The following is a 23,452-nucleotide window of genomic DNA, read 5'->3' on the forward strand; positions in this document are numbered from 1 at the left end:
GTGAGGACGACGGCCGCCCCGTCGAGCGGTGGAGCACCCCCAGATCCGGGCGCACGCGGCGTGGCGGCCGTCTCGGGACAGGAACCCGCGGCGCTCCCCCGTGGCCGGTTCCGGTCACTCGGCCCGATACCGCGCGGTATCGGGCGGGCGTCCCCGCCGACGCGTTCCCACCGGCCACTGGCTGGAACCGGATCACGCACCGAGTGCGGCGGGAAGGTGACGCTCACCGTCCAGGTCCGCAAGCACCGGCCAGCGTGGCCCGATCTGGCCGTGGCCGAGACCACCAGGACCGATTTCACGTCCGGAAATCTCACGGCGCGCGGCGACTGCGAGGGAAATGGCACGTACTTCACCGAGACCCGCAGCTCGACCGGCAACAAACTCGCCTCCGGGCGCGTCACTCGATGCTGAGGGAACCGACCGAAATCCCCCGATGACCACCACGCGACTTCAACGAGTGGAAACGGACGAGCCCATGCGCGTCACCGCACAGGACCTGGAATTCGGGTACCGGCGCGGGAGAAGGGTCCTCGACGGCCTCTCCTGGACCGTCGAGCCCGGTGTCACCGGACTGATCGGGCCCAACGGATCAGGGAAGACCACCCTGCTCTCGCTGCTGGTGACGCTGCTGCCGGTCGGAGACGGACGGCTGCTCGTCGGCGACCACGACCTCTCCACGCATCGGGGGCGGTCCGGTGCACGGAGGGCACTGGGGTTCGTCCCCCAGCGCTTCTCCCTCGCCGGAGAGCTCACCGTGGCGGACACGGTCGCCTACGCGGCGTGGGCGCACGGGGTGGGCCGGCGCGAGTGCGGGACGGCGGCGCGGCGGGCTCTGGACCTGGTCGACCTCACCTCCCTCTCCGGACACCGCACCCGCACGCTGTCCGGTGGCCAGCGTCAGCGAGTCGGCATCGCCGCCGCACTCGCCCACGACCCCCGGTTCCTGGTTTTGGACGAGCCCACGGCGGGTCTCGACCCAGGGCAGCGGCTCCGCGTGCGCGAGGTGGTGGCCCGGCTCGGGCGGGACCGGACGGTGCTGGTCGCCACCCACCTCATCGAGGACGTCGCCCACGTGTGCTCCCGGGTCGGCGTCCTGGCGGGCGGACGGATCGAGTTCCACGGCACGTTCGCCCAGCTGAAGCGGTTGATCGCGGGCGGCTCCGGCGGGAGCCCCCACGGCTCCGGGTTCGAGCGGGCCTACGACCGGCTGATCGCACGGATCGGGGAGCGCGCGTGAAGCCCGCCGCGACCCGCGCATCGCCGGTGTTCTGGCCGGTCCCCCCGATGTTCGTCCTGGTTCCGGCCGGGATCATCCTCCTCCTCACACTCACTTCGACGTGGGGCCACCTGTCCTGGCGCGCCCTCGACTGGGTCCACCTGTCCTCCGAGGTCGGAGCCCAGGCACGCGTCCCGGTCGTGGTGGCGGCGGGCGCCGCCGCACTGGTGGCCGCCCGGTTCACCCGTCCCACCCTCGTGTTCGCCCAGCGCTGGCAGCCGCGCGTGCAGCGGGACGTCCCGTGGCGGCACTGCGCGGTGGTCGCGGGCTGGTGCCTGGCCGCCTACCTCGCCGGGCTGGTCCCGCTCACCCTCGCCGTCGCCGGGCGGGGCGCCGGGGTCCCGGACGTGTCCGCGGTCGCGGGCGCCCTGGCGGGGTTCGCGGCCCTGACCGTGTTCGGGTACGTGTGCGGCGTCGCGCTGCGCGGTGCGCTCGCCGTCCCCGTGGCGACCGGCCTGGTGTTCCTCCTGACCAGCCTCCCCCTGGCGGCCGACGCATGGAGTGCGCTGGCCCTCCAGCTCCCCGTCTCCCCCTCCCTGGGGAGGCAGGAGAGCACGGCCCTCGGCCTCTACCGGCTGGGGTACTTCATGCTCCTGACCGTCGCGCTCTCCTGGACGGTCCCGTGGCTGCTGCGAACGCCGCGACGGGTCTCGGCCGCGCACGGGTTCGCCGTGGCTGCGGTCGCGGTCGCGGTCGCCCTGCCCCATCTGCGCCCGTTCCCGCTGCTGGCCTACGCCGGGGCCGGCGCCGAGGTCTGCGCCGAGCGGGACGGCGTCCGCGCGTGCGTCCACGAGGGGCACCGGGACGAACTGGCCACGATCGTCGGTCTGGCCGCTCCGGTGTTCGACGCCTACGGCCTGCCGAGCGCCGCGCCCGCCCAGGTGCGCGATCTCAGCCTGGCGAAGGACGACGACGAAGTGCTCAACGGGGCCGAGCGCGGCGTGCTCTGGCTGCGCGTGTACCCGGGGTGGGACCCGCACCAGGAGGTGCCGGCGGCCGCGGCGGACTGGCTCGTGCCCGACGTGTTCCGGTGCGGCTCCGGAGGTGTGGCCAGCCTGGATCCGGACGCGGAGCCGTCGGCGCGTCGGGCCGCGGTCCTGGAGGGCCTCCGGACCTGGCTGGTCTCCCGTGCCCGAGGCGGCCCGTCGGACGCCGGGCCCTTCACCGGGGTCTCCGCCGACCAGGTTCGGGCCTGGATCCGGCGCGACGCGGACCGTCTCGCGGCGTGTGAGGTGGCTCCGGAGGACCTGCCATGGCGAACGTGACCGCGCGGCCCTCCCTGCTGCCGATGACGGGGGCCCTGGTCGCCGCGGCGGTCGCAGCGCTGCTCGGTCTGGCAGCGGCGGGTGTCGTGGTGCCGGTCTCCCTCGTCGGCTGGCCTCATGAGGAGCGGCGCGTCCCCGTCGCGGAACTGCTGTTCGTGTGCGCAGCCTCGGCCGGTGCGTGGTCGAACCGGCCAAGGCTGTGGATCTGGGAGCGGCTCGGCGGCGTCCGCACCCGGCTGCGGGCCGCGGCGGTGGCGGCCCTGGGCGTGTCCCTGCCCGTCCTGGCGGTCCTGGCCGTCCTCCCCGCCGTCGACCACGCACAGGACCGGTGGCTGATGGTCACCAACGTGCTCCTCTCGGCCTCCGGCGTGTACCTGCTCGCTCCCGTCCTCGGCCCGGTCGTCTCCGGGACGACCGTCCTGGGCGGCGTGTTCGCGGGCGCCGTGGCCTGCAACGCCGTTCCGGGGCTCCACCGGGCGATCCCGTACGCGTACGCGGGCGGCCACGGGTGGGCCGTTCCGGATCTGCTGCCGCCCGGCGCGGTCCCCGCCCTGGCCGTCGCTTCCGCACTGGCTGCGGTGGGCGTCCACGCGGCGACCCGAGGCGCCACCACTCGCGTGCACCTGAGAACGGAGGCCGAGGGATGAGGACCGCCCCCCGACCGGGGTGAGCACGCTGGTTCAGCCAGTGCGGGACCTGTCCCCATCATCAGACGTCCTACGTACAATTTCTTGTACAACTATGCTCGGTTCGGGTGAGCTGTGAAGGGCTGAAGACATGAAGACCATGACCTACTCCGAGTCTCGGGCCAACTACGCCGCCACGCTCGACTCCGTGATCGACGACCGTGAGGAGGTCGTCATCACCAGAGCCGGGCGAGAGCCCGTGGTCCTGGTCGCACTCTCCGAGTACGAGACACTCAAGGAGACCGCCCACCTTCTCCGCAGCCCGGAGAACGCCCGTCGACTCGTGACCGCGATCGAGGAGCTGGAGTCCGGCCGCGGGATCGAGAGGGGATTGGCCGAGTGAGGCTGGTCTGGGCGGAGAGCGCCTGGGAGGACTACGTCTGGTGGCAGAACCAGGACCGGAAGATCCTCAACCGCATCAACACCCTGATCAAGGACATCGCCCGCAACGGCAACGAGGGCTTCGGGAAGCCGGAACCGCTCCGTCACGGCTTCCAGGGCTACTGGTCGCGCCGGATCACCGAGGAGCACAAGCTCGTGTACACGCAGGTCGAAGGCGAGATCTGCATCGCCGCCTGCAAGTACCACTATGGCAAGTGAGTTCCTCGCTCCTCGCCTCCGCTCGTCCGGCGAGGGGACCGGGGAGCCCCCAGCCCGGTGGGACACGGGTTCCCAGGCCCCGGGGCGAGCCGGACGCGGTGGCAGGATGGGCCCATGAGTCTGCACCAGAACCTGTTGGGCGAACCGCCCGCCACCCGACTGCCCGACGACCCCGAGGCCCGTGAGGCGCTGGCCGCGTCCGAGGACCCCACCCCGGTCGCGGGCCGGTTCCCCGCCTACTCCTCCGCCTGGGCGCGCCTCGCTGAGAACGCCCTCGCCCAGGGCCAGCCGGTGGCCGCCTACGCCTACGCCCGCACGGGCTACCACCGCGGACTGGACCAGCTGCGCCGGGCCGGCTGGAAGGGCCACGGGCCGATCCCGTGGGACCACGAGCCGAACCGGGGCTTCCTGCGCGCTCTGCACGCGCTGGGCGTCGCCGCCGGTGAGATCGGTGAGGCCGAGGAGGCCGAGCGGTGCTCGACCTTCCTGCGCGAGTCCAGCGCCGAGGCCGCCGACGCGCTCAGCGCCTGAACCGCGTGTCCCCAGGGTGTGGGCGCAGCCCCACCACCCTGTCCACACCCTGTGGACATCGCCGCCCCGAGCGCCGAATCACCGGTCGTGTACCCTCAATACGCAACGGCCCCTGTCGCTGCCTTGCGCCAGGGGTTCATCCATGTCCGGGGTGGGAAAGCCTCGGTCAGGCGTCGAGCGAAGAGGTTGAGACAATGCCGGCGATCACGCTCGTGGGGGCCCAGTGGGGCGACGAGGGCAAGGGCAAGGCGACCGACCTTGTCGGTGACCGCGTGGACTACGTGGTCCGCTACCAGGGCGGCAACAACGCCGGGCACACGGTGGTCATCGGCGACCAGAAGTACGCCCTCCACCTGCTGCCGTCCGGCATCCTCTCCCCGAACGTGGTGCCGGTCATCGCCAACGGCGTCGTCATCGACCCGGGCGTCCTCCTGGAGGAGCTGGAGGGTCTCAACGAGCGTGGCGTGGACACGTCCCGCCTGCTCATCTCCGCCAACGCGCACCTGATCATGCCGTACCACCGGGCCCTCGACAAGGTCAGCGAGCGCTTCCTCGGCAAGGCCCGCATCGGCACCACGGGCCGCGGCATCGGCCCCACCTACGCCGACAAGGTCTCCCGGCAGGGCGTCCGCGTGCAGGACATGTTCGACCCCAAGATCCTGCGCAAGAAGATCGAGCTGTCCCTCAACGACAAGAACCAGCTCCTCACGAAGGTGTTCAACCGGCGCGGCCTGGAGGCCGAGCCGATCGTCGAGGAGTACCTGGGATACGCCGAGCGCCTGCGCCCCTTCGTCGCCGACACCTCGCTCATCCTCAACCGTGCGCTTGACGAGGGCAGGACCGTCTACCTGGAGGGCTCCCAGGGCACCCTGCTCGACATCGACCACGGCACCTATCCGTTCGTGACCTCGTCCTCCCCCACGGCGGGCGGCGCGGCGGCGGGCGCGGGCATCGGCCCCACCCGCATCACCAAGGTGGTCGGCATCCTCAAGGCCTACACCACCCGCGTCGGCTCCGGCCCCTTCCCCACCGAGCTCCACGACGAGCAGGGCCAGTGGCTGCGCACCCAGGGCGGCGAGTACGGCGTCACCACCGGCCGCGACCGCCGGTGCGGCTGGTTCGACGCCCCGATCGCGCGCTACGCCACTCGGGTCAACGGCATCACCGACTTCTTCCTCACCAAGCTCGACGTGCTCACCGGCCTCGACCGCGTCCCGGTCTGCGTCGCCTACGACGTCGAGGGCGTCCGCCACGACGAGATCCCGATGACGCAGACCGACTTCCACCACGCCGTCCCGGTGTACGAGTACCTCGACGGCTGGGACGAGGACATCACCGCGCCCGGCGATTCGAGGATCTGCCCAAGAACGCCCAGCGGTACGTGCGTACCCTTGAGGAGATGGCCGGAGCGCCCGTCTCCGCCATCGGTGTCGGCCCGGGCCGCGACGAGACGTTGGAGCTGCGCTCCCTCGTCTGATCCGGCGCCGCACAGTCAGTCCGCCTTCAACCCGAAGAGGCCCCTGTAGTGAAAGCCCTCGTTCTCGGCGGCGGAGGCCGCGAGCACGCACTCGTCCGCGCTCTGTCCCTTGATCCGGGTGTCACCAGTATCCACTGCGCGCCGGGCAACCCCGGTATCTCGGACCTGGCGGAGAACCACGTCATCAACGTGACCGACGGCCTGGCCGTGACGGAGTTGGCGGCGCGGATCCGCGCGGAGCTGGTCGTCATCGGCCCGGAGGCGCCCCTGGTCGCCGGGGTGGCGGACGCCCTGCGCGACCGCGGCATCCCCGTCTTCGGGCCAGACCAGGCGGCGGCCCGCCTGGAGGGCTCCAAGGCCTTCGCCAAGGAGGTCATGGAGGCGGCGGGCGTGCCGACGGCCCGGGCGCGCGTGTGCCGCAACGCGAGCCAGGTGTCGGAGGCCCTCGACGAGTTCGGCGCCCCCTACGTCGTGAAGAACGACGGTCTGGCGGCGGGCAAGGGCGTCGTCGTCACCGAGGACCGCGCCGCCGCCGAGAGACACGCGCGCGAGTGCGGCCGCGTGGTCATCGAGGAGTTCCTCGACGGCCCCGAGGTGTCCCTGTTCGTGCTGAGCGACGGCGCGCACGCGCTCCCGTTGCTGCCCGCCCAGGACTTCAAACGCGCCTACGACGGCGACGAGGGCCCCAACACCGGCGGCATGGGCGCCTACGCCCCGCTCCCCTGGGCCCCGACCAGTCTGGTGGACGAGGTCCTGGAGTCGGTCGTGCGGCCGACCCTCATGGAGATGAACCGGCGCGGCATGCGCTACCAGGGCCTGCTGTACGTGGGACTCGCGCTCACCTCGCGCGGTCCGCGCGTGGTGGAGTTCAACGCGCGCTTCGGCGACCCGGAGACCCAGGTGGTCCTGGACCGGCTGGCGACGCCGATTGGCGCGGTCCTCCAGGCGACCGACACCGGGGGCCTGGGCTCCATCGGCTCCCTCCAGTGGAAGGCGGGCGCCGCGGTCACCGTGGTCGTGGCCGCCGAGAACTATCCTGGCGATCCGGCCAAGGGCGACCTCATCGGCGGTCTGGACGCCGCGGACGCGCTCGACGGCGCCTACGTCCTGCACGCGGGCACCGACTGGGACGGGGCGCGCGACGTCAAGTCCAACGGCGGGCGCGTCCTCAACGTGGTCGGGACGGGCGCCGACCTGCGACAGGCCCGTGAGCGGGCGTACGAGGCGGTGAGCCGGATCGAGCTGCGCGGTTCGTTCCACCGGACCGACATCGCCGAGCGCGCCGCGGCGCAGCTGTAGGGGCTGGCGATGAGCGGCTTCGTCGTCCAGCCCCCGCACACCGAGGTGGAGGGGCTGACCCACCTGCACACCGGCAAGGTCCGCGACCTGTACGCGACCGCCGACGGCCGACTCGTGATGGTCGCCAGCGACCGGGTCTCGGCCTACGACTGGGTCCTGCCCACCGACGTCCCGGGCAAGGGACGACTGCTCACCCAGCTGTCCCTGTGGTGGTTCGACCAGCTCGCGGACCTGGTTCCGAACCACGTCGTCTCCGACCTGCCCCCGGAGAACGCTCCCTCCTCCTGGACCGGGCGCACGCTCGTGTGCCGGCGCCTGGACATGGTGCCGGTCGAATGCGTGGCGCGCGGCTACCTGGCGGGCTCGGCCTGGTCGAGTACCGCGCGGACGGCACTGTCTGCGGTGTCGCCCTGCCGGAGGGGCTGACCGACGGCTCCGAACTCCCGGAACCGATCTTCACCCCGGCCACCAAGGCCGAGGTCGGCGACCACGACGAGAACGTCTCCTTCGAGACCGTCGCCGAGCGGCACGGGGCGGGACTCGCCGCCGAGCTGCGCGACCTCACCCTGGCCGTGTACGGCAGGGGGCGGGAGATCGCGCGCGGGCGGGGCGTCCTGCTCGCCGACACCAAGTTCGAGTTCGGCCGCGACGACGACGGTCGGCTGGTCCTGGGCGACGAGGTGTTCACCCCGGACTCCTCCCGGTACTGGCCGGCCGACGCGTGGGAACCGGGCGGGCCGCAGCCCTCCTTCGACAAGCAGGTGCTGCGCGACTGGTTGACCTCGCCCGCCTCCGGGTGGGACCGGGCGGCGGACGTCCCTCCACCGGAACTGCCCGCCGAGATCGTGGAGCGGACCCTGGGCCGCTACGTCGAGATCTTCGAGCGATTGACCGGTACGAAGCCCGAGCTGTGACGTGCGGCGCGTGCGTGATTGGCGCACGAGCCCCCGTTTCGGCCACGGGAGCACGTATGGTGGTGGGGTCGAGTCGGGCTCCTGAGCGTGGCCCGACGCGCGACCCCCATCCCGGTCTTTTCTCGGCAGACTTGTGCCACTTTGGACGTTTGCCGGGACTCCATCCGTGATCTGCGGGTATACCACGTTCTGGGCCGGTACACGCGAGTGGGTGCTATAGAGTCGTCGCGACCGCCGGTTCACTGGCCACGCAGGTCACGCGCGAGATGGTTGCAACGTTCCAGGGGTGACCCGCGTCCAAACCGCATACAGGCGATGCCCGTCGAGGGTGACCCTTTTTCACATCTGCCTCACAAAGGAGCACAAGAGCATGGGCCAGGAGGTTCGTTACCGCGTCCGCGGCGGACGCCCCCTCAGCGGAACGGCGTTCATCCAAGGCGCGAAGAACGCCGTCCTGCCGATGATCGGCGCTGCCCTCCTCGCGGCGAAGGGCCGTACGGTGCTGCGCAATGTCCCGGTCATCGAGGACGTCTACCGCGCACTTGAGCTCGCCGAACACGTGGGCGCCAAGGTCGAGTTCCATGAAGCCGAGCGGACCGTCGTCATCGACGCCTCCGCCCTGAACGACCCGGAGCGCGCCGTCCTGCCCGCTGAGATCGCGGCCCGTTTCCGCGGCTCGGTGCTCTTCGTCCCGGCGCTGATGCACCGCACCGGCCGCGCCCGCATCGAGGGCGTCGGCGGGTGCAACCTCGGCAGCCGCAACCTGGACTTCCACTACCGGGGCTTCGCACGCCTGGGCGCCGAGGTCAGCGAGGACCTCGAACGCAACCACATCAACGTCGAGGCCAGCAACCTCCGCGGTGGCCGCCTCTATCTCGACACCCCCTCGCACACGGGCACCGAGAACCTCATCATGGCCGCAGTGCTGGCCCCCGGGACCACGGTGATCGAACACGCCGCGCTGGAGCCCGAGGTCCTGGACGTCATCGCGTTCCTGACCGCCATGGGCGCGAGGATCAGCGGAGGCGGAACCGGTTTGATCACCGTCGAGGGCGTCGAGGAGCTCTCCGCCGTCGAGCACACGATCATGTCCGACCGCATCGACGCCGGCGTGTTCGCCATGGCGGTCGCCGCCACCGGTGGCGAGGTCAGCCTCGTCGGCGCCCAGCTGGACCACCTGGGCGTGGCCCGTTGGAAACTCGAACAGATGGGTGTCGGCTTCTCCCAGGAAGGCGCCGTCCTGCACGTCCAGCGGGACCCCTCCGTTCCGCTCCGCCCGATCAACGCGGTCACCTCGCCGTTCCCCGGCTTCGCGACCGACCTCCAGTCGCCGCTGATGGCCCTGGCGACGCTGGCCGAGGGCGAGAGCTACATCCACGAGGCCATCTACGACGGCCGCTTCGCGCTGGCCGAAGAGCTCAACAAGATGGGCTCGAAGATCGAGGTGGAGGCACCCGCGCCATCGTGCACGGGCCCACCAACCTGCGCGGGGCCGAGGTCATCGCCCACGACCTCCGTACCGGCGCGGCACTGGTCCTCGCCGGACTGGTCGCCGAAGGTGAGACAATCGTGGCGCCTGGTTATCTGGTGGACCGCGGTCACTCCCAGTTCGCGGCGCGGCTCGCCGCGCTCGGCGGCGACGTGGAGCGCGTCACCGCCTCGTAGGAGTCGAAGGCGCAGTTCAAGCGGGGTGGGGGGTCGCCCCCCACCCGGGCTTTCGGCGTTGATATGGAAAAACGATCTTCTTTGGCCCCGCACAATGGGTACGATCTCGGCAATCATGCCGTGACAGAGATCGGGTCGGGAAACCAGTGGGCGCACATAGTGAAGAGCGTGGAATGGTAGCGGGGAGCAGCCCGAGGTGAGTGCCCAGCGTACTGGCGATTTGACGATCGGCGTCATAGGGCCCCATGAGGTGGTCGAACGGGTCATGCTCATGGGACCGGGGTCCACGGGGCCCCTCAACGCCAGACTCATCGCCGCCGCGTACCGAGATGAGCAAGAGGCGACGGACAAGGTCGTCAGGTTGGGTTCGGCGATCGACGCCTACCTGTTCGCCAGCCCTGTCCCCTACGAGTTCGCGCGCAAGGCCGGGGTCCTGACGATGCCCGCCACCTTCGTGCCGCTCGGCGGGGCGAGCCTGCACGAGGCCCTGCTCCGAGCGACCCTCGACGACCGCTTCGACCCGACCAGAGCCAGCCTGGACGTGCTCAGCCGTGCCGACGTCGTGGAGGCCTACTCCGAGGTCGACCTGCCCGTGGACGGGATCCACGTGCACGAGGAGCTGACGAACACCGCGCAGCTGACCTCCTTCCACGAGGGGCTGTGGCGGCGCAAGGCGACCAGAATGGCGATCACGTGCGTGCGCGGCGTGGCCGAGCGCCTGGAGGCGATCGGCGTCCCCGTCGTCCGGCTCCGGCCCACCAACGCGGGCGTGCGCAGCGCCCTCCAGACCGCGGGGCTGCTGGGAGCGCACCACCGGCTGGAGGAGGCGCAGCTGGGTGTCGTCGTGGTGGACGTGCCCACGTTGCGGGACTCCTCGCGCCGGTCCACCCCCCGCTACTGGCGGGAGGAGCTGCGGCTGTCGCTGCACCGGCTCCTGCTCCAGGAGGCGCACCGGATCAACGCCACGGCGCACCGGTTGGACGACCATTCGTTCATGGTGACCGCGACCCGCGGGTCACTGGTCACCGCGACGGAGGGTTTCCGGCAGCCGCCGTTCGTGGAGCGGATCAAGGCGGAGTTGGGGATCGCGATCGAGGTCGGCATCGGCATGGGGCGCACCACCCAGGACGCCGAGGCGCACGCCCGGGCGGCTCTGAACCGCGCCCAGGCGTCGCGTCAGAGCTTCGCGGTGGACCGCGAGGGTCGTTCCCTGGTCCCGGCCCAGCGCGCGCCCGCACGGCAGTCCTCCGAACCGCTGCGCACCAAGGGCAGGGAGACGCTGATTCGGCTGTCGGAGAAGATCGCCGAGGAGGACGGGCCTCTGGTCGTCGACGCGGAGAACGCCGGGCGGATGCTGGGCGTGACCTCACGGACCGCCCGGCGGCTGCTGCGCACGCTCGTGGAGGAGGGGCTGGCGTGGCCGCTGCCGCCCAACCGCACCCTCCAGCCCGGCCGCCCGCGCCAGCTGTACCGACTGATCGTGGAGAAACTGGACAAGGACGCCGCGGGCAAGTAGCCGCGTCGTCGCGCGTCGTCCCGTTCGCGGGAGCGTCCTCCAGGGCGCCCCCGCGCGCGTTCGGAACGCGCTCCGCCCAACGGAAACCGGTCGTCGACCCGCTCTACGGCCGGTCGCGCCCATCCGCCTCGTTCAGAAGCTCCAGTCCGTCAGTGTCCGGCGCGGCGGACTCCGGGCAGCGCTCGCCCGAGCCGCGACCGTCTACTGGAGGACGCCCCGGCGAGGGGCGTCCCGGACGGCGCGCTCGGCGTCAGCGGCGCTTGGCGTAGGCGGTGGCGACGGACAGGAACACGTCGTTCTCCCCGGGGGTGCCGAGGCTGACGCGGGCCCCCTCGCCGTCGAACGGCCGGACCGAGACCCCGGCCCTCGCGCACTCGGCGGCGAAGTCGAGTGTGTCCTCCCCCAAGCGCAGCCAGACGAAGTTGGCCTCGGTCGGCGGGACCGTCCATCCGGCGGCGGTCAGTGACTCCCGCACCCGGACGCGCTCCTCGACCGCGGCGGCCACGCGCTCCATCAGTTCGTCGCGCGCGGCGAGGGAGGCGATCCCGGCCGCCTGGGCGAGGTGGTTGACGGCGAACGGCACGAGCGTCTTGCGCACGGCGGCGACCACGTGCGGGTGGCCGACGAGGTAGCCGAGGCGCACCGCCGCCAGGCCGTAGGCCTTGGAGAACGTCCGCAGCACGGCCACGTTGGGGCGGTCGCGGTACAGGCGGACGCCGTCCGGCACCCGCGGGTCGCGCACGTACTCGTGGTAGGCCTCGTCGAGGATGACCAGGACGTGCTCGGGGACGCGGTCGAGGAAGGCCGTCAGCTCGTCCTCCGGCACGGTCGTGCCGGTGGGGTTGTTCGGATTGCACACCAGCACCATGCGCGTGTTCTCGGTGACGGCGTCGGCGATCGCGTCGAGGTCGTGGGTCTCGTCGCGCAGGGGGACGCGCACCGAGGTCACACCCGCCAGTTCGGCCAGGAGCGGGTAGGCCTCGAAGGAGCGCCAGGCATAGACGACCTCCGCGCCCGGTTCGCCGACTGCCTCCAGCAGCTGTTGGAGCACGCCGACCGAACCGGCGCCCAGCGCCACGTGGTCTTCGGGGACCTCCAGGAACCGGGCGAGGGCGCCCACGAGCTCGTCGCGCCGGGATCGGGGTAGCGGTTCAGCTCAGCGGACGCCTGGGCGACGGCCTCACGCACCGACGGAAGCGGCCCGAGCGGGCTCTCGTTGGAGGACAGCTTGATGGACCGCCCGTCCGGCCCGACGACCTTCCTGCCGGGCTTGTAGGCGGGGATGCTCTCCAGCACCGACCGCAGATATGGCGATTTCGGCTCCGACACCATTGTCCTTCCTCAATACTTTGTGTTACCCCCGCGACACGATCAGCGACACCGCGCCCCGGATCGATCACCGCTCCCAGCGGAAATATCGCACAAACGAGGAGATAGCACCATGCTTTCGCGTCATCGCCCCGCCGACTCCGGTCGAATCATGGCAGGTCAGGGACCTGACATGCACAAGGGCCAAGAATTCATCCGGTCACTGGTCGTTCCCATGGCCCTGTCCACGGTCCTGACGTTCACGGCGTGCGGTTCCGGCGGGCAGGAGCAGGAGCAGGCAGCGGCCGACCCCAACGCCGAGGCGGCCGCCCGGCTGCACGAGGCCCAGCCGACGTCCTTCCGCGACGCCACGCTGTTGCCCGAGGGCAGCGAGAGCGGCACCTATGCCGAGCTCGCCACGGTCCAGTACAGCGAGCAGGTCCGCGAGAGCACCGAAATCGACAAGCCCGAGTGCGTCGACGCCGCCAACCGGTGGGGCGACCTCGACAGCGTCCGGGCGGCACCCGCGTCGGTGGCCGCCTACGAGTGGCCCGGAGCTCGGTGTCGAGCGTGCTCGTCGAACTCGACGAGGAGGAGGCGGCCGAGGCGATCGAGATCGAACCGCCGCCCTCCTGCACCGCGTACAGCGCCACCTACGCCGACGGCACGTCCTCCGAGTACGGCGTCCGCGAACTCGACATGCCCGTGGTGGGCGACGAGTCGCGCGCGTTCCTCGTCGAGGTGCGCACCGGGGACGAGGCGAGCCGCATGCTCAGCCTCCTGTACCGCAACGGCGACCTCCTGGGCGCCACCTCCGTCCTCGGCGGCGCAGACGTGGCGGAGTACGAGGACATGCTGGCGGGGTTCACCGAGGCCGCCATCGATCGCCAGGGGCAGATGCTGGAGTGACGGGCTCACCCGCGGCCCGGGCCGCCCGCAACGCCCTGGCCTCGCGCTCGGGGTCCCGAACCGCGTCGTCCCGTTTGGCCGCCACCCGGGGGCCGGGCAGCTTGCGGGGCGGCCCCAGCAGTTCGCGCCTGGTCACGGCGCCGAAGGACGCGGAGACGATCCCGCTCTCCCGGTCCACCAGTACCGCGCGCACGGCGGTCCGACCGCGTCCACCGATCCGGACCGCGAAGACCACGTCCACCCGGCGTCCGTGCCGCATGCCGTCGTAACGCAGGAACCTCCAGCAGCCGTGCCGCCACACGTCCTGGGGATCGGTCCCCAGCATGACGGTCTGGTTGGTCCGCCACACGTCGCTGGAGCGCAGCCGCGCCATGGTTCGGCGCTGCGAGGCCGGGCGCAACTCGCACGGCTCCTTGCTCGTCAGGCGCGCGGCCAGCTCCCGCGACTCCGGACTGAGCACCACCAGCAGGGCTGACTCCACGCCCAGGACGACCACGTGCGTGACGGTGAACCCGGTGAGGACCGACCACCCCGTCGGGGCGAGGCCGAGTGTGGCCAGAGCGGCGACCGCGAGCAGCCCGGCTCGGGTCAGAGTGCGACCACCGATCGGAGCCCGGCTCAGTCCGCCGAAACATCCGCAGCCCGCCTCCGGGTCGCGCCGACGCGCCAGGAGGAGGACGACGACCGATGCCGCGAACAGCGCGGCCGTCCCCGCGCGGGCGGCCGTGCCCAGTGCCCCCGCGAACCCGACGAGTCCGACTGCGAGCACGGCCTCCAGCAGCCCCGAGGCCAGGGTGACGGGGCGGCGCAGGCGTCGGACAGCAGGACGGCCAGACCGGACGCGGAGGCCCCGCTGGTGAGCTTGGCGACGGCCCCAAGCACCAGCAGCACCGCCAACAACGGCAACTGGACCTCGCGGACCGCCTGGACGATCTCGGGCAGCATGGTCATCTCTCCCCCTGGGCGACGGTCATGGTCGCGTTGAAGCAGCCGTCCTCAAGTCGCCCGCCGAGGGCGACGAACGCGGTCATGGTGAGGGACGCGATCCGGCCCGCGCTCTGCCCCCCGCAGGTCGGGCACATGTCGCAGAACCAGCTGTCGGCGGCGGCGCAGTCGACCACGGGCACCACCGTGGTGTCGCGCGTACAGTCGTTGCGCAACCGCAGTGTGGCGCCGGTCGACAGGAGCGGCAGGGGGGTGCAGGGCGTCCGCCGGTCGCACCCGTCGTGGTGCCCCACCGGGTCGATCGCCGGATAGGCGGCGGCGTTGGCCAGGGCGCGGGGGTCCAGGTGGGTGGAACGGCCGAGGACAGGGTCGTACCAGGTGGCGATCCCGCCGACGGTGTCGGTGTACCCGCGCGTGGGCGGACGGTGCGGTGTCGCCTGGAGCGGGTACGGCGGCTGCGTCGTGACGGGTCGCGTCACCCGGATCGCGCCGTCGCGCCACACGCCGACGGCGTCGAAGACGTGGCCGGGCTCCGTGCGGGGATGGCGGACGCCGATCCGCCCGGAGGCGCGGTAGGGGATGACGACCGGCACGCGCGGGCGCCCGTGGCCCGGATCGATCTCCAGTTCGTCGCCGTCGCACGCCACGATGACGCCGGTCGCGCGGGCGGCCTGGGCCCAGACCCGTTCGGCGACCAGGCGACCGTCGTGGGAGCACACGACGACCGCGTCGTCGCCGGGGCTCAGGTCAGCGGGCCCGGCCTCGTCCCCCCTCCAGAACGTGGTCACGCGCTCGAAGAGGAAACGCTCCTCGCCGCGGGTCGTGGCCAGGCAGAGCATGTACGAGGTCGCGTCGACGACCACGCCCCGCGCCACGCGGTCGCCGAGCGCAAGCGGCTCGGGCACGGTGTCGGGGCCCAGGACCGCCGCGGTGAAACGTCTGCGGTCACGCCCCCTTCCAGTCATCACTGACATGTCGTCCGCGCCCCCTTGTCACCCGACTCGTCACTCAGTGCCCATTGTCCTGCTCACCGTCCCGTCCGGGCGTTCACACGCCGGAGGGCACCGGGTCGTGCCGCTGCCATGTCCGGGACATTGCCCCGGCGACGGCCCGGAACGCCAGTCGCCCCATACGCGCGGTTTGTAGGCGCGTGGGACGTAAGTTCCTGAATGTTGGCATTCGCTGTGTGAGAGTGAGAGGAAGAAAAGTGACTGAGCTCGTCGAGCGCGCCTGAAAGTCGGTGGTCGGTGTGGAGGGAACGACCCAGACGCCCCGGTACAACGAGTTCAGCCGCTACGTGGAGGAGCGCGGTCCGGCGCTGCTGCGAATGGCGCGGTCACTGACCAACAGCCACGCCGACGCCGAGGACCTGTTGCAGGCGGCACTGGTCAAGACCTTCCTCGCCTGGGACCGCATCGCCAACCCGAGGGCCCGCGACGGATACGTGCGCAGGGCGATGGTCAACACGCAGATCTCCGAGTGGCGCCGCAGCCACCTGGACGTCTACCCCACCGACGACATCCCCGAGCAGCGCGTCGACGACCCGACCTGGCGCAGTGACCTCGCCGACGTCGTGGAGCGGGCGATCGAGAAGCTGCCCGACCGGCAACGCACGACGGTGGTGCTCCGGTACTACGACGATCTCACCGAGGCGCAGATCGCCGAGCGGATGGGCGTGACGTTGGGCACGGTCAAGAGCACACTGTCCCGGGCCGTGGAGAAGCTGAGGCGCGACGCCGACCTGATCATCGAGCGCACGATCGGCTGACGGCCCGGAGCCGGTTCGTTTTGCGCAACTCCCCATGGGGTCTGTACCCTTGTCACAGCACAGGAGGATTCGCCTAGTCAGGTCTATGGCGCCGCACTGCTAATGCGGTTAGGTGGCAACGCCTTCCGGGGTTCAAATCCCCGATCCTCCGCGCTCCGGCCTGGGGCTTCTCGCATCGCGGAAGCGAGAGAAGCCCCAGGCCTTCTCATGTTCAGGGGTCGCCTCGGGGCCAGCAGGCACCAAATCCGTGCCTGCCGAGCCGCCGTCGCAGGCGCTACGCCGCCAGAGTGCAGGCAGCACCCCGGCCGCCGTCGACACAGGTCCGAACCCGGCCCCTCAGCCTCGGCGCCGCGAAGGACACCCTCTTCCGAGAGCCCCTACGCACCCCGACGGGTGTGACCAAGCCGCCAGACGAGACCCGAGTCGATGACTCTGAGTAGTCAGTTATCGCCGCGTCGAGTTACCCCGATTCGGACCGCCCTCTCCGCTCCAGGCGCTCACGGCGAGCCACGATCGCGTCGATCGTCTCGCGTTCCTGCGTGCCGTACCGAGCATCGATCATCGCGGCCAGGACATCCCTACCCGTCGCCTCTGGCTGCTCAACAAGGGCGCGAACCGCCACCTCGATGTCCTGCGAGTAGTTCCTCCTGATCATCGACTTCACATGGGCGAGCCGCTCCGCGTACGCGTCTTCGCTCTCGCCCCAGCGTTTGGCGACCGGATACCGGGCCTCGTGCGCGTCTTTCTCCGCCTGGGCGGACGCCACCCTTTCCGCTTCTACTGGAGCGTGCTCGGCCTTCATACGCTCACATTCCGAGCACCATGATTCAGGACGCCCAGCGGTCGAGGCGCTACCATTCCACGTCACACCGTCGGCGAAAACATCGTGATCCACGCAGTGCAGGATCACATCCGCCCGACCGCCATCCACCTTGGACGGCAGGTCGACATCGAGATACGGTGACACACGCGGATCATGGAGGGGGATTTTACCAAAAGAGAAATCCACCCTCCTGACCACCACACTCGGAGCGCCATGGCGCCAATCACCGAGCGGAACACGATGTTGCTTGAATTTCGCCACTCCGCCATCACCTCGACGTCAACTTGGGAGCCGCCCGTGGAAGCGGCGGAAGGAACTCCGCCGAAGCAGCTCTGATCGGTCCACCCATCCTTCCAGAAGCCCCAGACAGGCAACCGGTTCAACCACGCGTGGACCCCGCCAGCACCACCTGCGCACGGGGCTCGCGCCGACCGACAGGTGGCCTTCGGCCCAGGCCAGCATGCGCGTGCGACGCGGACCGACCCCAGCCCAGGACCCCGCCACCCCGCAGAGATCCCATGTGATTTACATCCCCGAAAGACAGCGAACCCGAGGACACCATGACCAGAAAAGCAAAACCGCTTCCTTTCAGCCTCCCATCCGGAAAGGCATTCCCCTGAGGCCGGAGCAGAAGAGGCGACCCAATACCGACAACACAGACCATACGGACAAGAACGCCAATTCATCACATAGTTACATAAATTAGAAGCCGGGGATTCCGAACGAGAATCTTGGGGAACATCTGCAAACGTCCCCCCCCAATCCCCACCCAGGAGGTTGACATCAACGGCCACATCAGTCAGTTGTGTTGGTGCCGCAACCCCGAGACGAAGCGACCGTACCCCAAAAGGCATGCCCCAAGCTCAAGAAGCCAGGGCATGCGAAATGGTACGCGCGCTTCGATGTTCCCACCGCAGACGGAAAGCGACGACAGGTGAGGATCGAACCGTTCCGCACACGCGCGGAAGCCCAGGAGACCCTCCGCCACGAAATCTCCCGCATCAGCTACGGCGGCGTCCCCTCCGCGCACAAGATCACGGTGGAGTAGCACTTCAACGACTGGCTCGCCCGGCAGCGTCCGCGGCTCGCCGTGTCGACGTTCGCTGACTACGAGCGTGTCATCCGCAACATCGTCCAACCGACGTTGGGCCAGGTGAAGCTCGTCAGGCTGACGACCCACCACCTGCGCTGCCTGTACGCGGCACTCGGTGCGGACGGCATCGAGTCCAACTCCTCGGTCGCCCTCATGGCGGAGCGCCTGGCTCCGTCGAAGACGGGCCCCGATGCGCCAAAGCGCAAAGGGACATGGAAGTACCCGCTGAGCGCGAAGCGCATCAGGAAAGTGCATTCCATCATCAGCTCCGGACTCACACACGCATGCAAGACCGGGCTGATAGCCCACAACCCGGCCTGGAACGCCGGCCTGCCGAAGGTGGTCGAGGAGCCGGCACTCGTGTGGACCGAGCCCAGGGTCACCCACTGGCGCGAGACTGGAAGGAAACCGGCCACCGTCATGGTGTGGACCCCCGAGCAATGCGGCCAGTTCCCTCTCTGTCAGGTTGGGATGAAACATCCCCTCATGTCTGGTCAGACACGCAGAGACCACCAGGAGCATCACCCACATGACCAGCAAAAGCACCGACCCGGCGGCCAGACCCAAACGCCGAACCTTCCCCGCCGACTACAAGCTGCGCACCGTCGCCGAGTACGACGCCTGCACCACCGGCACCGAGCGCGGAGCCCTCCTGCGCCGCGAACGCCTCTACCACTCCCACATCGCCGAGTGGCGCACCGCCCGCGACTCCGGAGCACTCAAAGCGCTGACCGACCGCCGCACCTCGGCCGCGCGTACCAAGAAGCATCCCGCCCAAGCGGAAGCCGAGCGGCTGCGCGCCAGGATCGAGCGACTGGAGAAGGAGCTGGCCGAACGCGACCACGCCCTGGAGGTGATGGGAAAAGCCTCCGCGCTCTTGCAGGCACTCTCCAAGAGCGCGGACTGAACAAGCAGGTCGAGCCCGTCCTGCACCAGACGGTCCAGGACCTACGCCCCCACCTGGGAGTGGTCCAAGCCTGCCGGCTGACCGCACGCTCCCGCGCCACCCACCATCGCCGTCTCAACCCGCCCGAGCCCAAGGAACCGGCCCCGCGCAGGCCACCGCCAGGCACTGTCCCACACCGAGCGCGCCGCCGTCCTGGCGCTGATGAACAGCCCCGACTACGCCGAACTCCCACCCGCCCAGATCTGCCCGGGAGCTGGACCAGGGCCGCTACCACTGCTCGGTGGCCACGATGTACCGGATCCTGCGCTCCCGCGACCAGGTGGGGGAGCGCCGCCGCACGGCCACCCACCCGCCCAAGACGGTGCCCGAGCTGCGGGCCGACGGACCCGGACAGGTGTTCACCTGGGACATCACCCGACTCAAGGGGCCCAGACGGGGTGAGTACTTCCACGCCTACGTCGTCATCGACATCTACTCGCGCTACGTGGCCGCGTTCACCGTGGAGCGGGCCGAGTCGGGCCAGCGGGCGGCGGAGCTGATCGCGCACCTGGCCGTCGCCCACGGCGTGCCGCCCGGTGTGGTGCACGCCGACCGGGGCGCGGCGATGACCTCCAAGGAGGTGTCCCAGCTACTGTTGGACCTGGGCATCGAGCGGTCGCACTCGCGGCCCAAGAACTCCAACGACAACCCTTACTCCGAGGCCCAGGTCAAGACGGTCAAGTACGTGTCGGACTACCCGGAGGAGTTCGTCTCGCTGGCCCACGCGCGCGAGTGGCTGGACGGTTTCATGGCCTACTACAACCACGAGCACCGGCATTCAGGGATTGGCTATCACACCCCGGCCTCGGTGCACTTCGGCACCGCCGCGCAGGTGCGCGAGCAGCGGGCCGTCACGCTGGCCAAGGCCTATTCCGCCCGCCCGGAGCGGTTCTCGCGCATGCCCCGCCCACCCGAGATCCCGCAGACGGTGTGGATCAACGACCCGGCCCGTCGCCGGGACAGCCCATCACAGACTGTTTGACCAGGCCACCGTCTCATTTGACTTGACATCTTCCGCCCGAGCCACTGAGGGCGTTCTGCCACCTGCATCAGAACCGCGTCGGGAAGTTCACCCAAGACGTCGTCGTCCCAGACGCTGCCCCCATCGAGGTGGAAGCGCTCCCCGTTCATCGTGAGCTCCGTGGCCAGCAGGTGCGCTTCCGAAGGGGTCAGGGGTCACCGCGGAATCTCTTGTTGAAGAGCGGTACCCACGAGTGGACCGGCTGCATGGCCGCAGCGATCACCTTGCGGATCTTCTCCCTGGTCGCTGCACCCACCGCGGAGATGTCCGCCTCGCCTCGCCGCCAGGTCGCAGGGAGATGCCGGCTCGGCGGGCCGCCGCGGCCTGGCTCAGGTTCAGCGCTTCCCGTGCTGCCCTGATGTCCTCCGACTCCGACACGATGCCTCGCTTGTGAGTGCTCAGTGAGTGCTCAGTGTATGTGAGTTCGTGGGATGGTGGGCCGTGGAGGTTCTGGCTTTCGGGCTCTGGTGTCGTGCGGGGCGTACAGCTACACTTGAATCATATTGACGGACACTGATTCAGTCTGGTGGGGTGGTGACGATGGCAATGGCGGATGTCGGCGCACGGATCGAGCGCGCCCGCGTGGCAGCGGGTCTGAGTCAGCGCTCCCTCGCTAACGCCACGGGTATCTCGCAGTCCACCCTGTCGCGGATCATCTCCGGAGACCGGGTGGCGAAGATGCCGGAGCTCGTGGCGATCGCGTGGGAGACCGGGCACACACTCGTCCAACTCACCGGAACCGGTGCGGTGTCCGAGCGCGTGCAGTGCGCGGCCCGGGCCACCAACCGCGCGGACATGGGCGGCATGCGCCAGACGCTGCTGGACTTCCTGGAACTGGACGCCTACCTGGATGACCAGGCCATCCCCGCCACAATCTGAAACGGTGCTGGAGAACTGTGAGCGCTGAAGCCGAAGGCCGCGCCGCCGCCGAACGGTTCCGAGAGGAACAGCACCTGGGCGTGCAGCCGCTGGGTGACCTCGTGGCCATCATCGAGCAGGCCACGGGGATCGACGTGGCCGTGCTCGACGCCGACCGGGACGAACACGGTCTGACGATGCGGGACCCGCAACGCGACGCCGTGTTCATCGGCGTCGCGCGCACCCGCCACCCGATGCGGCAGCGCAGCACGCTCGCCCATGAACTCGGCCACGTCCTGTTCGGTGACGTGACAGGCGGTGCGGCGGGCACCTGGAGCGACCGATCCCCTGAGGAGATCCGAGCTGACGCCTTCGCCCGGCACCTGCTCATCCCGGCCGAGGGTCTGCGTGCATTCCTCGGGGAGCAGCGAGGGCTGCTGACCCAGTCCGTGCTCTCCGACGTCGTGCAGCGCTTCCTGGTCTCACCGGCGATCGCCACGATCGCGCTGGGCCAGGCGGGGTACATCGACGCCACCAAACAGGAGTGGATGGCACTCACCGCGCCGCGGTTGGCCACCCGGTTCGGGTGGAGCGACCAGTACCGCGCCTTGCAGGACGAATCCGATCAGCGCAGGGCACCGCAACGGCTCCTCGCCCGAGCCATCAGCGCCTACGCCGAAGGCGTGCTGTCCGTGCAGGCCATCGCCACCCTGCGCGGCATCACTCGCCAGGAGGCCGAAGCGGAACTGCGGGAAGCGGGTGTGGTGCCGGCCGAACGACCGGTGGCGTGGACCGATTCGACCGAGCTGCCGGAGCCGGACGTGGACCTCGCGGCTTTGGACGAGGCCCTCGACGAGCCCGATCACGACACGGACTCTCCTGACGTGACAACGCGAGGGAACGGATGAGCCACAGGCCGATCATCGACGCCGGTCCCGGCCTGAACTTTCTCTCCATCAATCAGGAACGTCTCCTCATCCGTGTCCTGGGAAAGCTCAGTGCTCCTGAGACCGTACAGAGCGAGGTGTTCAACAAATCCCGACAGGATGAGCGCTTCCGTGCCGCCGCGCGTATCTGGCGCAAGTTGACACCGAACTGGATGCAGATCCTGTCCGACGACCAGGCCCCCGAACTCGCGGCCGTCGTCCAGCGCATCACCCATCAACCCATGGCCGAACGGCTCAAGCGCCCCAAAGACTTGGGTGAGACCATGGTCATCGCGCACGCGGTCGTCGCCGCCGAAGCGGGGCGGACGGTGACCGTGCTCATCGACGACGGGCAAGGAGCACGGACCGCCACCTCGGAGATCAACCGCCTCGAACGGCTCCGCCGTAGCGGGCGTCCGGTGGGGTCGATCACCCTGGCCAGCACGCTGACCATCTTGGAACGCGCGGCACAGAAGCAGTTCGTCGCGGGTAAGGCGGACATGCGCCAGCTCTACCGGCGGTTGCGCGAACTGGATGACGGACTGCCGCCGATCGAGACGACCAGACTGCTGTCGCCCGACCTCTGGCACTGAACAACCGAGGCGACCTCGCTGTTCTTGTTCGTGAAGTGACACCCAGGCCACCCGAGGAAAGTAAGGGCGCCGTACGGCGCTTCGCGAGCCGGACGCCCCTGACCTGCGTTCCGCGTAATTCAGCGGCCTGGAGCGCGGAATCTGGGCTCTGGCCTGGGAAGACATGGGTGTGACCGCCTGGAGGGCGTTTCTCTAGGCGGTGGCGTTTCCGCTGGTCAGCGAGACGCGGGCTGAAGGTCGAGGACCTGCTTGGGGCGGGGGATACCGAGCCTGGCCAGCAGGTCGATCTGGGGCTTGGTCAGGTCGGTGAACTGCAAGAACGTTCCCGTGGGGCCGGTGAAGGTCCCCACGTGCAGGCGCTGGAGTTCGCGGCGGGCCCGAGCCCAGGTCACATCCGCCTGGGTCTGGATGACGCGGACGAGCAGCAGCGCGAGCCAGCACAACACGACGTGGGAGCGGATGCGTTCTTCGAGCCGGTGGTAGACGGGCCGCAGGTCGATGATCTGCTTCATGTCGCGCCAGCCCCGCTCGACCTCCAACAGCTGCTTGTAGCCCAGGGCGATGTCCTCGGCGCTGAGTTTGGGGTCGGAGCAGCGCAGCAGGTACTTGCCGTCCAGGTTGGCCTCCGTCTTGACCTTGGCCGCATCGATGCGGAGCTTGCCCGCCGGGGTGGTGCGCAGGTAGCGGTTCAGGCCGGGCTTGTCGGCGATCTTCCCGCGCAGCTCGCCCCGCGTGAAGTCGCTGAGGGAGTCAGTGCCGGCGATCAGCTCTTCCAGGTGGGCGACGAGCTGTTCACGCATGTGTTTGTCGCGCTCGGCCGCTTCGGGGTTGTGGCAGATCACGAACCGGTCGGTGTCGCTGATCCGCACCTCCTTGACCCGCAGGTTCTGCCCGACGTCGGTGTAGCGGCCCTGCCGGGACAGGGCGGCCTTCACCTCGGGGCTGCCGGAGCGGAGCTTCTCGCCGATGATGTAAGCGTGGTTGCCACTGCGCAGGTAGCGGCGGTTGGCCTCGGAGGAGAAGCCGCGGTCGG

At 69.9% G+C, this 23,452-nt stretch carries 17 protein-coding genes, 1 tRNA gene and 8 pseudogenes; 21 read left to right on the forward strand and 5 right to left on the reverse strand.

What is annotated here, in order from left to right:
• Positions 1 to 216 precede the first annotated feature (216 nt).
• The 12 genes and pseudogenes from BJF83_RS27100 (at position 217) to BJF83_RS21940 (ending at position 11,229) form a co-directional block, all read left to right on the forward strand.
• Entirely contained in the window at positions 217 to 411 is a 195-nt protein-coding gene (locus tag BJF83_RS27100; protein ID WP_143832026.1) for a hypothetical protein, read from the forward strand.
• Between the two features lie 64 nt (positions 412 to 475).
• A complete protein-coding gene (locus BJF83_RS21890; RefSeq protein ID WP_075927780.1) occupies positions 476 to 1,237 on the forward strand; it encodes an ABC transporter ATP-binding protein in 762 nt (253 codons plus the stop codon).
• Positions 1,234 to 2,541, forward strand: a complete 1,308-nt coding sequence (locus BJF83_RS21895; protein ID WP_075927781.1) for a hypothetical protein — start codon at positions 1,234 to 1,236, stop codon at positions 2,539 to 2,541. Before BJF83_RS21890 ends, BJF83_RS21895 begins: the two co-directional genes overlap by 4 nt.
• Positions 2,529 to 3,188, forward strand: coding sequence for a hypothetical protein (locus BJF83_RS21900; protein WP_075927782.1), 660 nt, complete (start codon positions 2,529 to 2,531; stop codon positions 3,186 to 3,188). Before BJF83_RS21895 ends, BJF83_RS21900 begins: the two co-directional genes overlap by 13 nt.
• Before the next feature lie 130 nt (positions 3,189 to 3,318).
• Positions 3,319 to 3,570, forward strand: a complete 252-nt coding sequence (locus BJF83_RS21905; RefSeq protein ID WP_075927783.1) for a type II toxin-antitoxin system Phd/YefM family antitoxin — start codon at positions 3,319 to 3,321, stop codon at positions 3,568 to 3,570.
• A complete protein-coding gene (locus BJF83_RS21910) occupies positions 3,567 to 3,827 on the forward strand; it encodes a Txe/YoeB family addiction module toxin (protein WP_075927784.1) in 261 nt (86 codons plus the stop codon). Before BJF83_RS21905 ends, BJF83_RS21910 begins: the two co-directional genes overlap by 4 nt.
• 114 nt (positions 3,828 to 3,941) lie before the next feature.
• On the forward strand, positions 3,942 to 4,358 hold the full coding sequence (locus tag BJF83_RS21915; RefSeq protein ID WP_075927785.1) for a DUF3151 domain-containing protein: 417 nt from the start codon (positions 3,942 to 3,944) through the stop codon (positions 4,356 to 4,358).
• A gap of 194 nt (positions 4,359 to 4,552) precedes the next feature.
• A pseudogene (locus BJF83_RS21920) lies at positions 4,553 to 5,835 on the forward strand (adenylosuccinate synthase).
• A 48-nt stretch (positions 5,836 to 5,883) separates the two neighbouring features.
• Positions 5,884 to 7,134, forward strand: a complete 1,251-nt coding sequence (gene purD / locus BJF83_RS21925; RefSeq protein WP_075927786.1) for a phosphoribosylamine--glycine ligase — start codon at positions 5,884 to 5,886, stop codon at positions 7,132 to 7,134.
• A 9-nt stretch (positions 7,135 to 7,143) separates the two neighbouring features.
• Positions 7,144 to 8,048, forward strand: a pseudogene (locus BJF83_RS21930) (phosphoribosylaminoimidazolesuccinocarboxamide synthase).
• A 370-nt stretch (positions 8,049 to 8,418) separates the two neighbouring features.
• Positions 8,419 to 9,713, forward strand: a pseudogene (gene murA / locus BJF83_RS21935) (UDP-N-acetylglucosamine 1-carboxyvinyltransferase).
• 265 nt (positions 9,714 to 9,978) lie between these two features.
• Entirely contained in the window at positions 9,979 to 11,229 is a 1,251-nt protein-coding gene (locus tag BJF83_RS21940) for a transcriptional regulator (protein ID WP_262391751.1), read from the forward strand.
• A gap of 250 nt (positions 11,230 to 11,479) precedes the next feature.
• On the opposite strand, the pseudogene hisC reads toward BJF83_RS21940, so the two are convergent.
• A pseudogene (gene hisC, locus BJF83_RS21945) lies at positions 11,480 to 12,561 on the reverse strand (histidinol-phosphate transaminase).
• A 211-nt stretch (positions 12,562 to 12,772) separates the two neighbouring features.
• Here hisC and BJF83_RS21950 point away from each other — a divergent pair.
• Positions 12,773 to 13,446 (forward strand): annotated as a pseudogene (locus tag BJF83_RS21950) (hypothetical protein).
• Here BJF83_RS21950 and BJF83_RS21955 read toward each other — a convergent pair.
• Positions 13,403 to 14,391 (reverse strand): annotated as a pseudogene (locus tag BJF83_RS21955) (MauE/DoxX family redox-associated membrane protein). The pseudogenes BJF83_RS21950 and BJF83_RS21955 sit on opposite strands and share 44 nt — an antisense overlap.
• Positions 14,392 to 14,393: 2 nt before the next feature.
• A complete protein-coding gene (locus tag BJF83_RS21960; RefSeq protein ID WP_075927789.1) occupies positions 14,394 to 15,365 on the reverse strand; it encodes a hypothetical protein in 972 nt (323 codons plus the stop codon).
• A gap of 266 nt (positions 15,366 to 15,631) precedes the next feature.
• On the opposite strand from BJF83_RS21960, the gene BJF83_RS21965 reads away from it, so the two are divergent.
• Both BJF83_RS21965 and BJF83_RS21970 read left to right on the forward strand, forming a co-directional pair.
• Positions 15,632 to 16,159: a SigE family RNA polymerase sigma factor gene (locus BJF83_RS21965; protein WP_075927790.1), complete on the forward strand. Its 528-nt coding sequence runs from the start codon at positions 15,632 to 15,634 to the stop codon at positions 16,157 to 16,159.
• Positions 16,160 to 16,221: 62 nt separating this feature from the next.
• Positions 16,222 to 16,310: transfer RNA gene (locus BJF83_RS21970), tRNA-Ser, on the forward strand.
• A gap of 309 nt (positions 16,311 to 16,619) precedes the next feature.
• On the opposite strand, the gene BJF83_RS27105 is transcribed toward BJF83_RS21970, so the two are convergent.
• Positions 16,620 to 17,243: a hypothetical protein gene (locus tag BJF83_RS27105; protein WP_143832027.1), complete on the reverse strand. Its 624-nt coding sequence runs from the start codon at positions 17,241 to 17,243 to the stop codon at positions 16,620 to 16,622.
• Positions 17,244 to 18,045: 802 nt separating this feature from the next.
• Here BJF83_RS27105 and BJF83_RS31305 point away from each other — a divergent pair.
• The 6 genes and pseudogenes from BJF83_RS31305 to BJF83_RS22010 all read left to right on the forward strand — a co-directional run.
• Positions 18,046 to 18,168: pseudogene (locus BJF83_RS31305) on the forward strand (hypothetical protein); the annotation flags it as partial.
• 436 nt (positions 18,169 to 18,604) lie between these two features.
• Entirely contained in the window at positions 18,605 to 18,982 is a 378-nt protein-coding gene (locus tag BJF83_RS21990) for a transposase (protein WP_075927794.1), read from the forward strand.
• Between the two features lie 289 nt (positions 18,983 to 19,271).
• Positions 19,272 to 20,003: a DDE-type integrase/transposase/recombinase gene (locus BJF83_RS21995; RefSeq protein WP_262391756.1), complete on the forward strand. Its 732-nt coding sequence runs from the start codon at positions 19,272 to 19,274 to the stop codon at positions 20,001 to 20,003.
• 579 nt (positions 20,004 to 20,582) lie between these two features.
• Positions 20,583 to 20,921, forward strand: a complete 339-nt coding sequence (locus tag BJF83_RS22000; RefSeq protein WP_075927813.1) for a helix-turn-helix domain-containing protein — start codon at positions 20,583 to 20,585, stop codon at positions 20,919 to 20,921.
• A gap of 17 nt (positions 20,922 to 20,938) precedes the next feature.
• Positions 20,939 to 21,808: an ImmA/IrrE family metallo-endopeptidase gene (locus tag BJF83_RS22005; RefSeq protein WP_075927795.1), complete on the forward strand. Its 870-nt coding sequence runs from the start codon at positions 20,939 to 20,941 to the stop codon at positions 21,806 to 21,808.
• Entirely contained in the window at positions 21,805 to 22,419 is a 615-nt protein-coding gene (locus BJF83_RS22010; RefSeq protein ID WP_075927796.1) for a hypothetical protein, read from the forward strand. Before BJF83_RS22005 ends, BJF83_RS22010 begins: the two co-directional genes overlap by 4 nt.
• Before the next feature lie 215 nt (positions 22,420 to 22,634).
• Here BJF83_RS22010 and BJF83_RS22015 read toward each other — a convergent pair.
• Positions 22,635 to 23,452 (reverse strand): annotated as a pseudogene (locus tag BJF83_RS22015) (transposase); the annotation flags it as partial.

Source organism: Nocardiopsis sp. CNR-923 (genome assembly GCF_001942255.1).
In the GTDB taxonomy this organism is placed as follows: domain Bacteria; phylum Actinomycetota; class Actinomycetes; order Streptosporangiales; family Streptosporangiaceae; genus Nocardiopsis.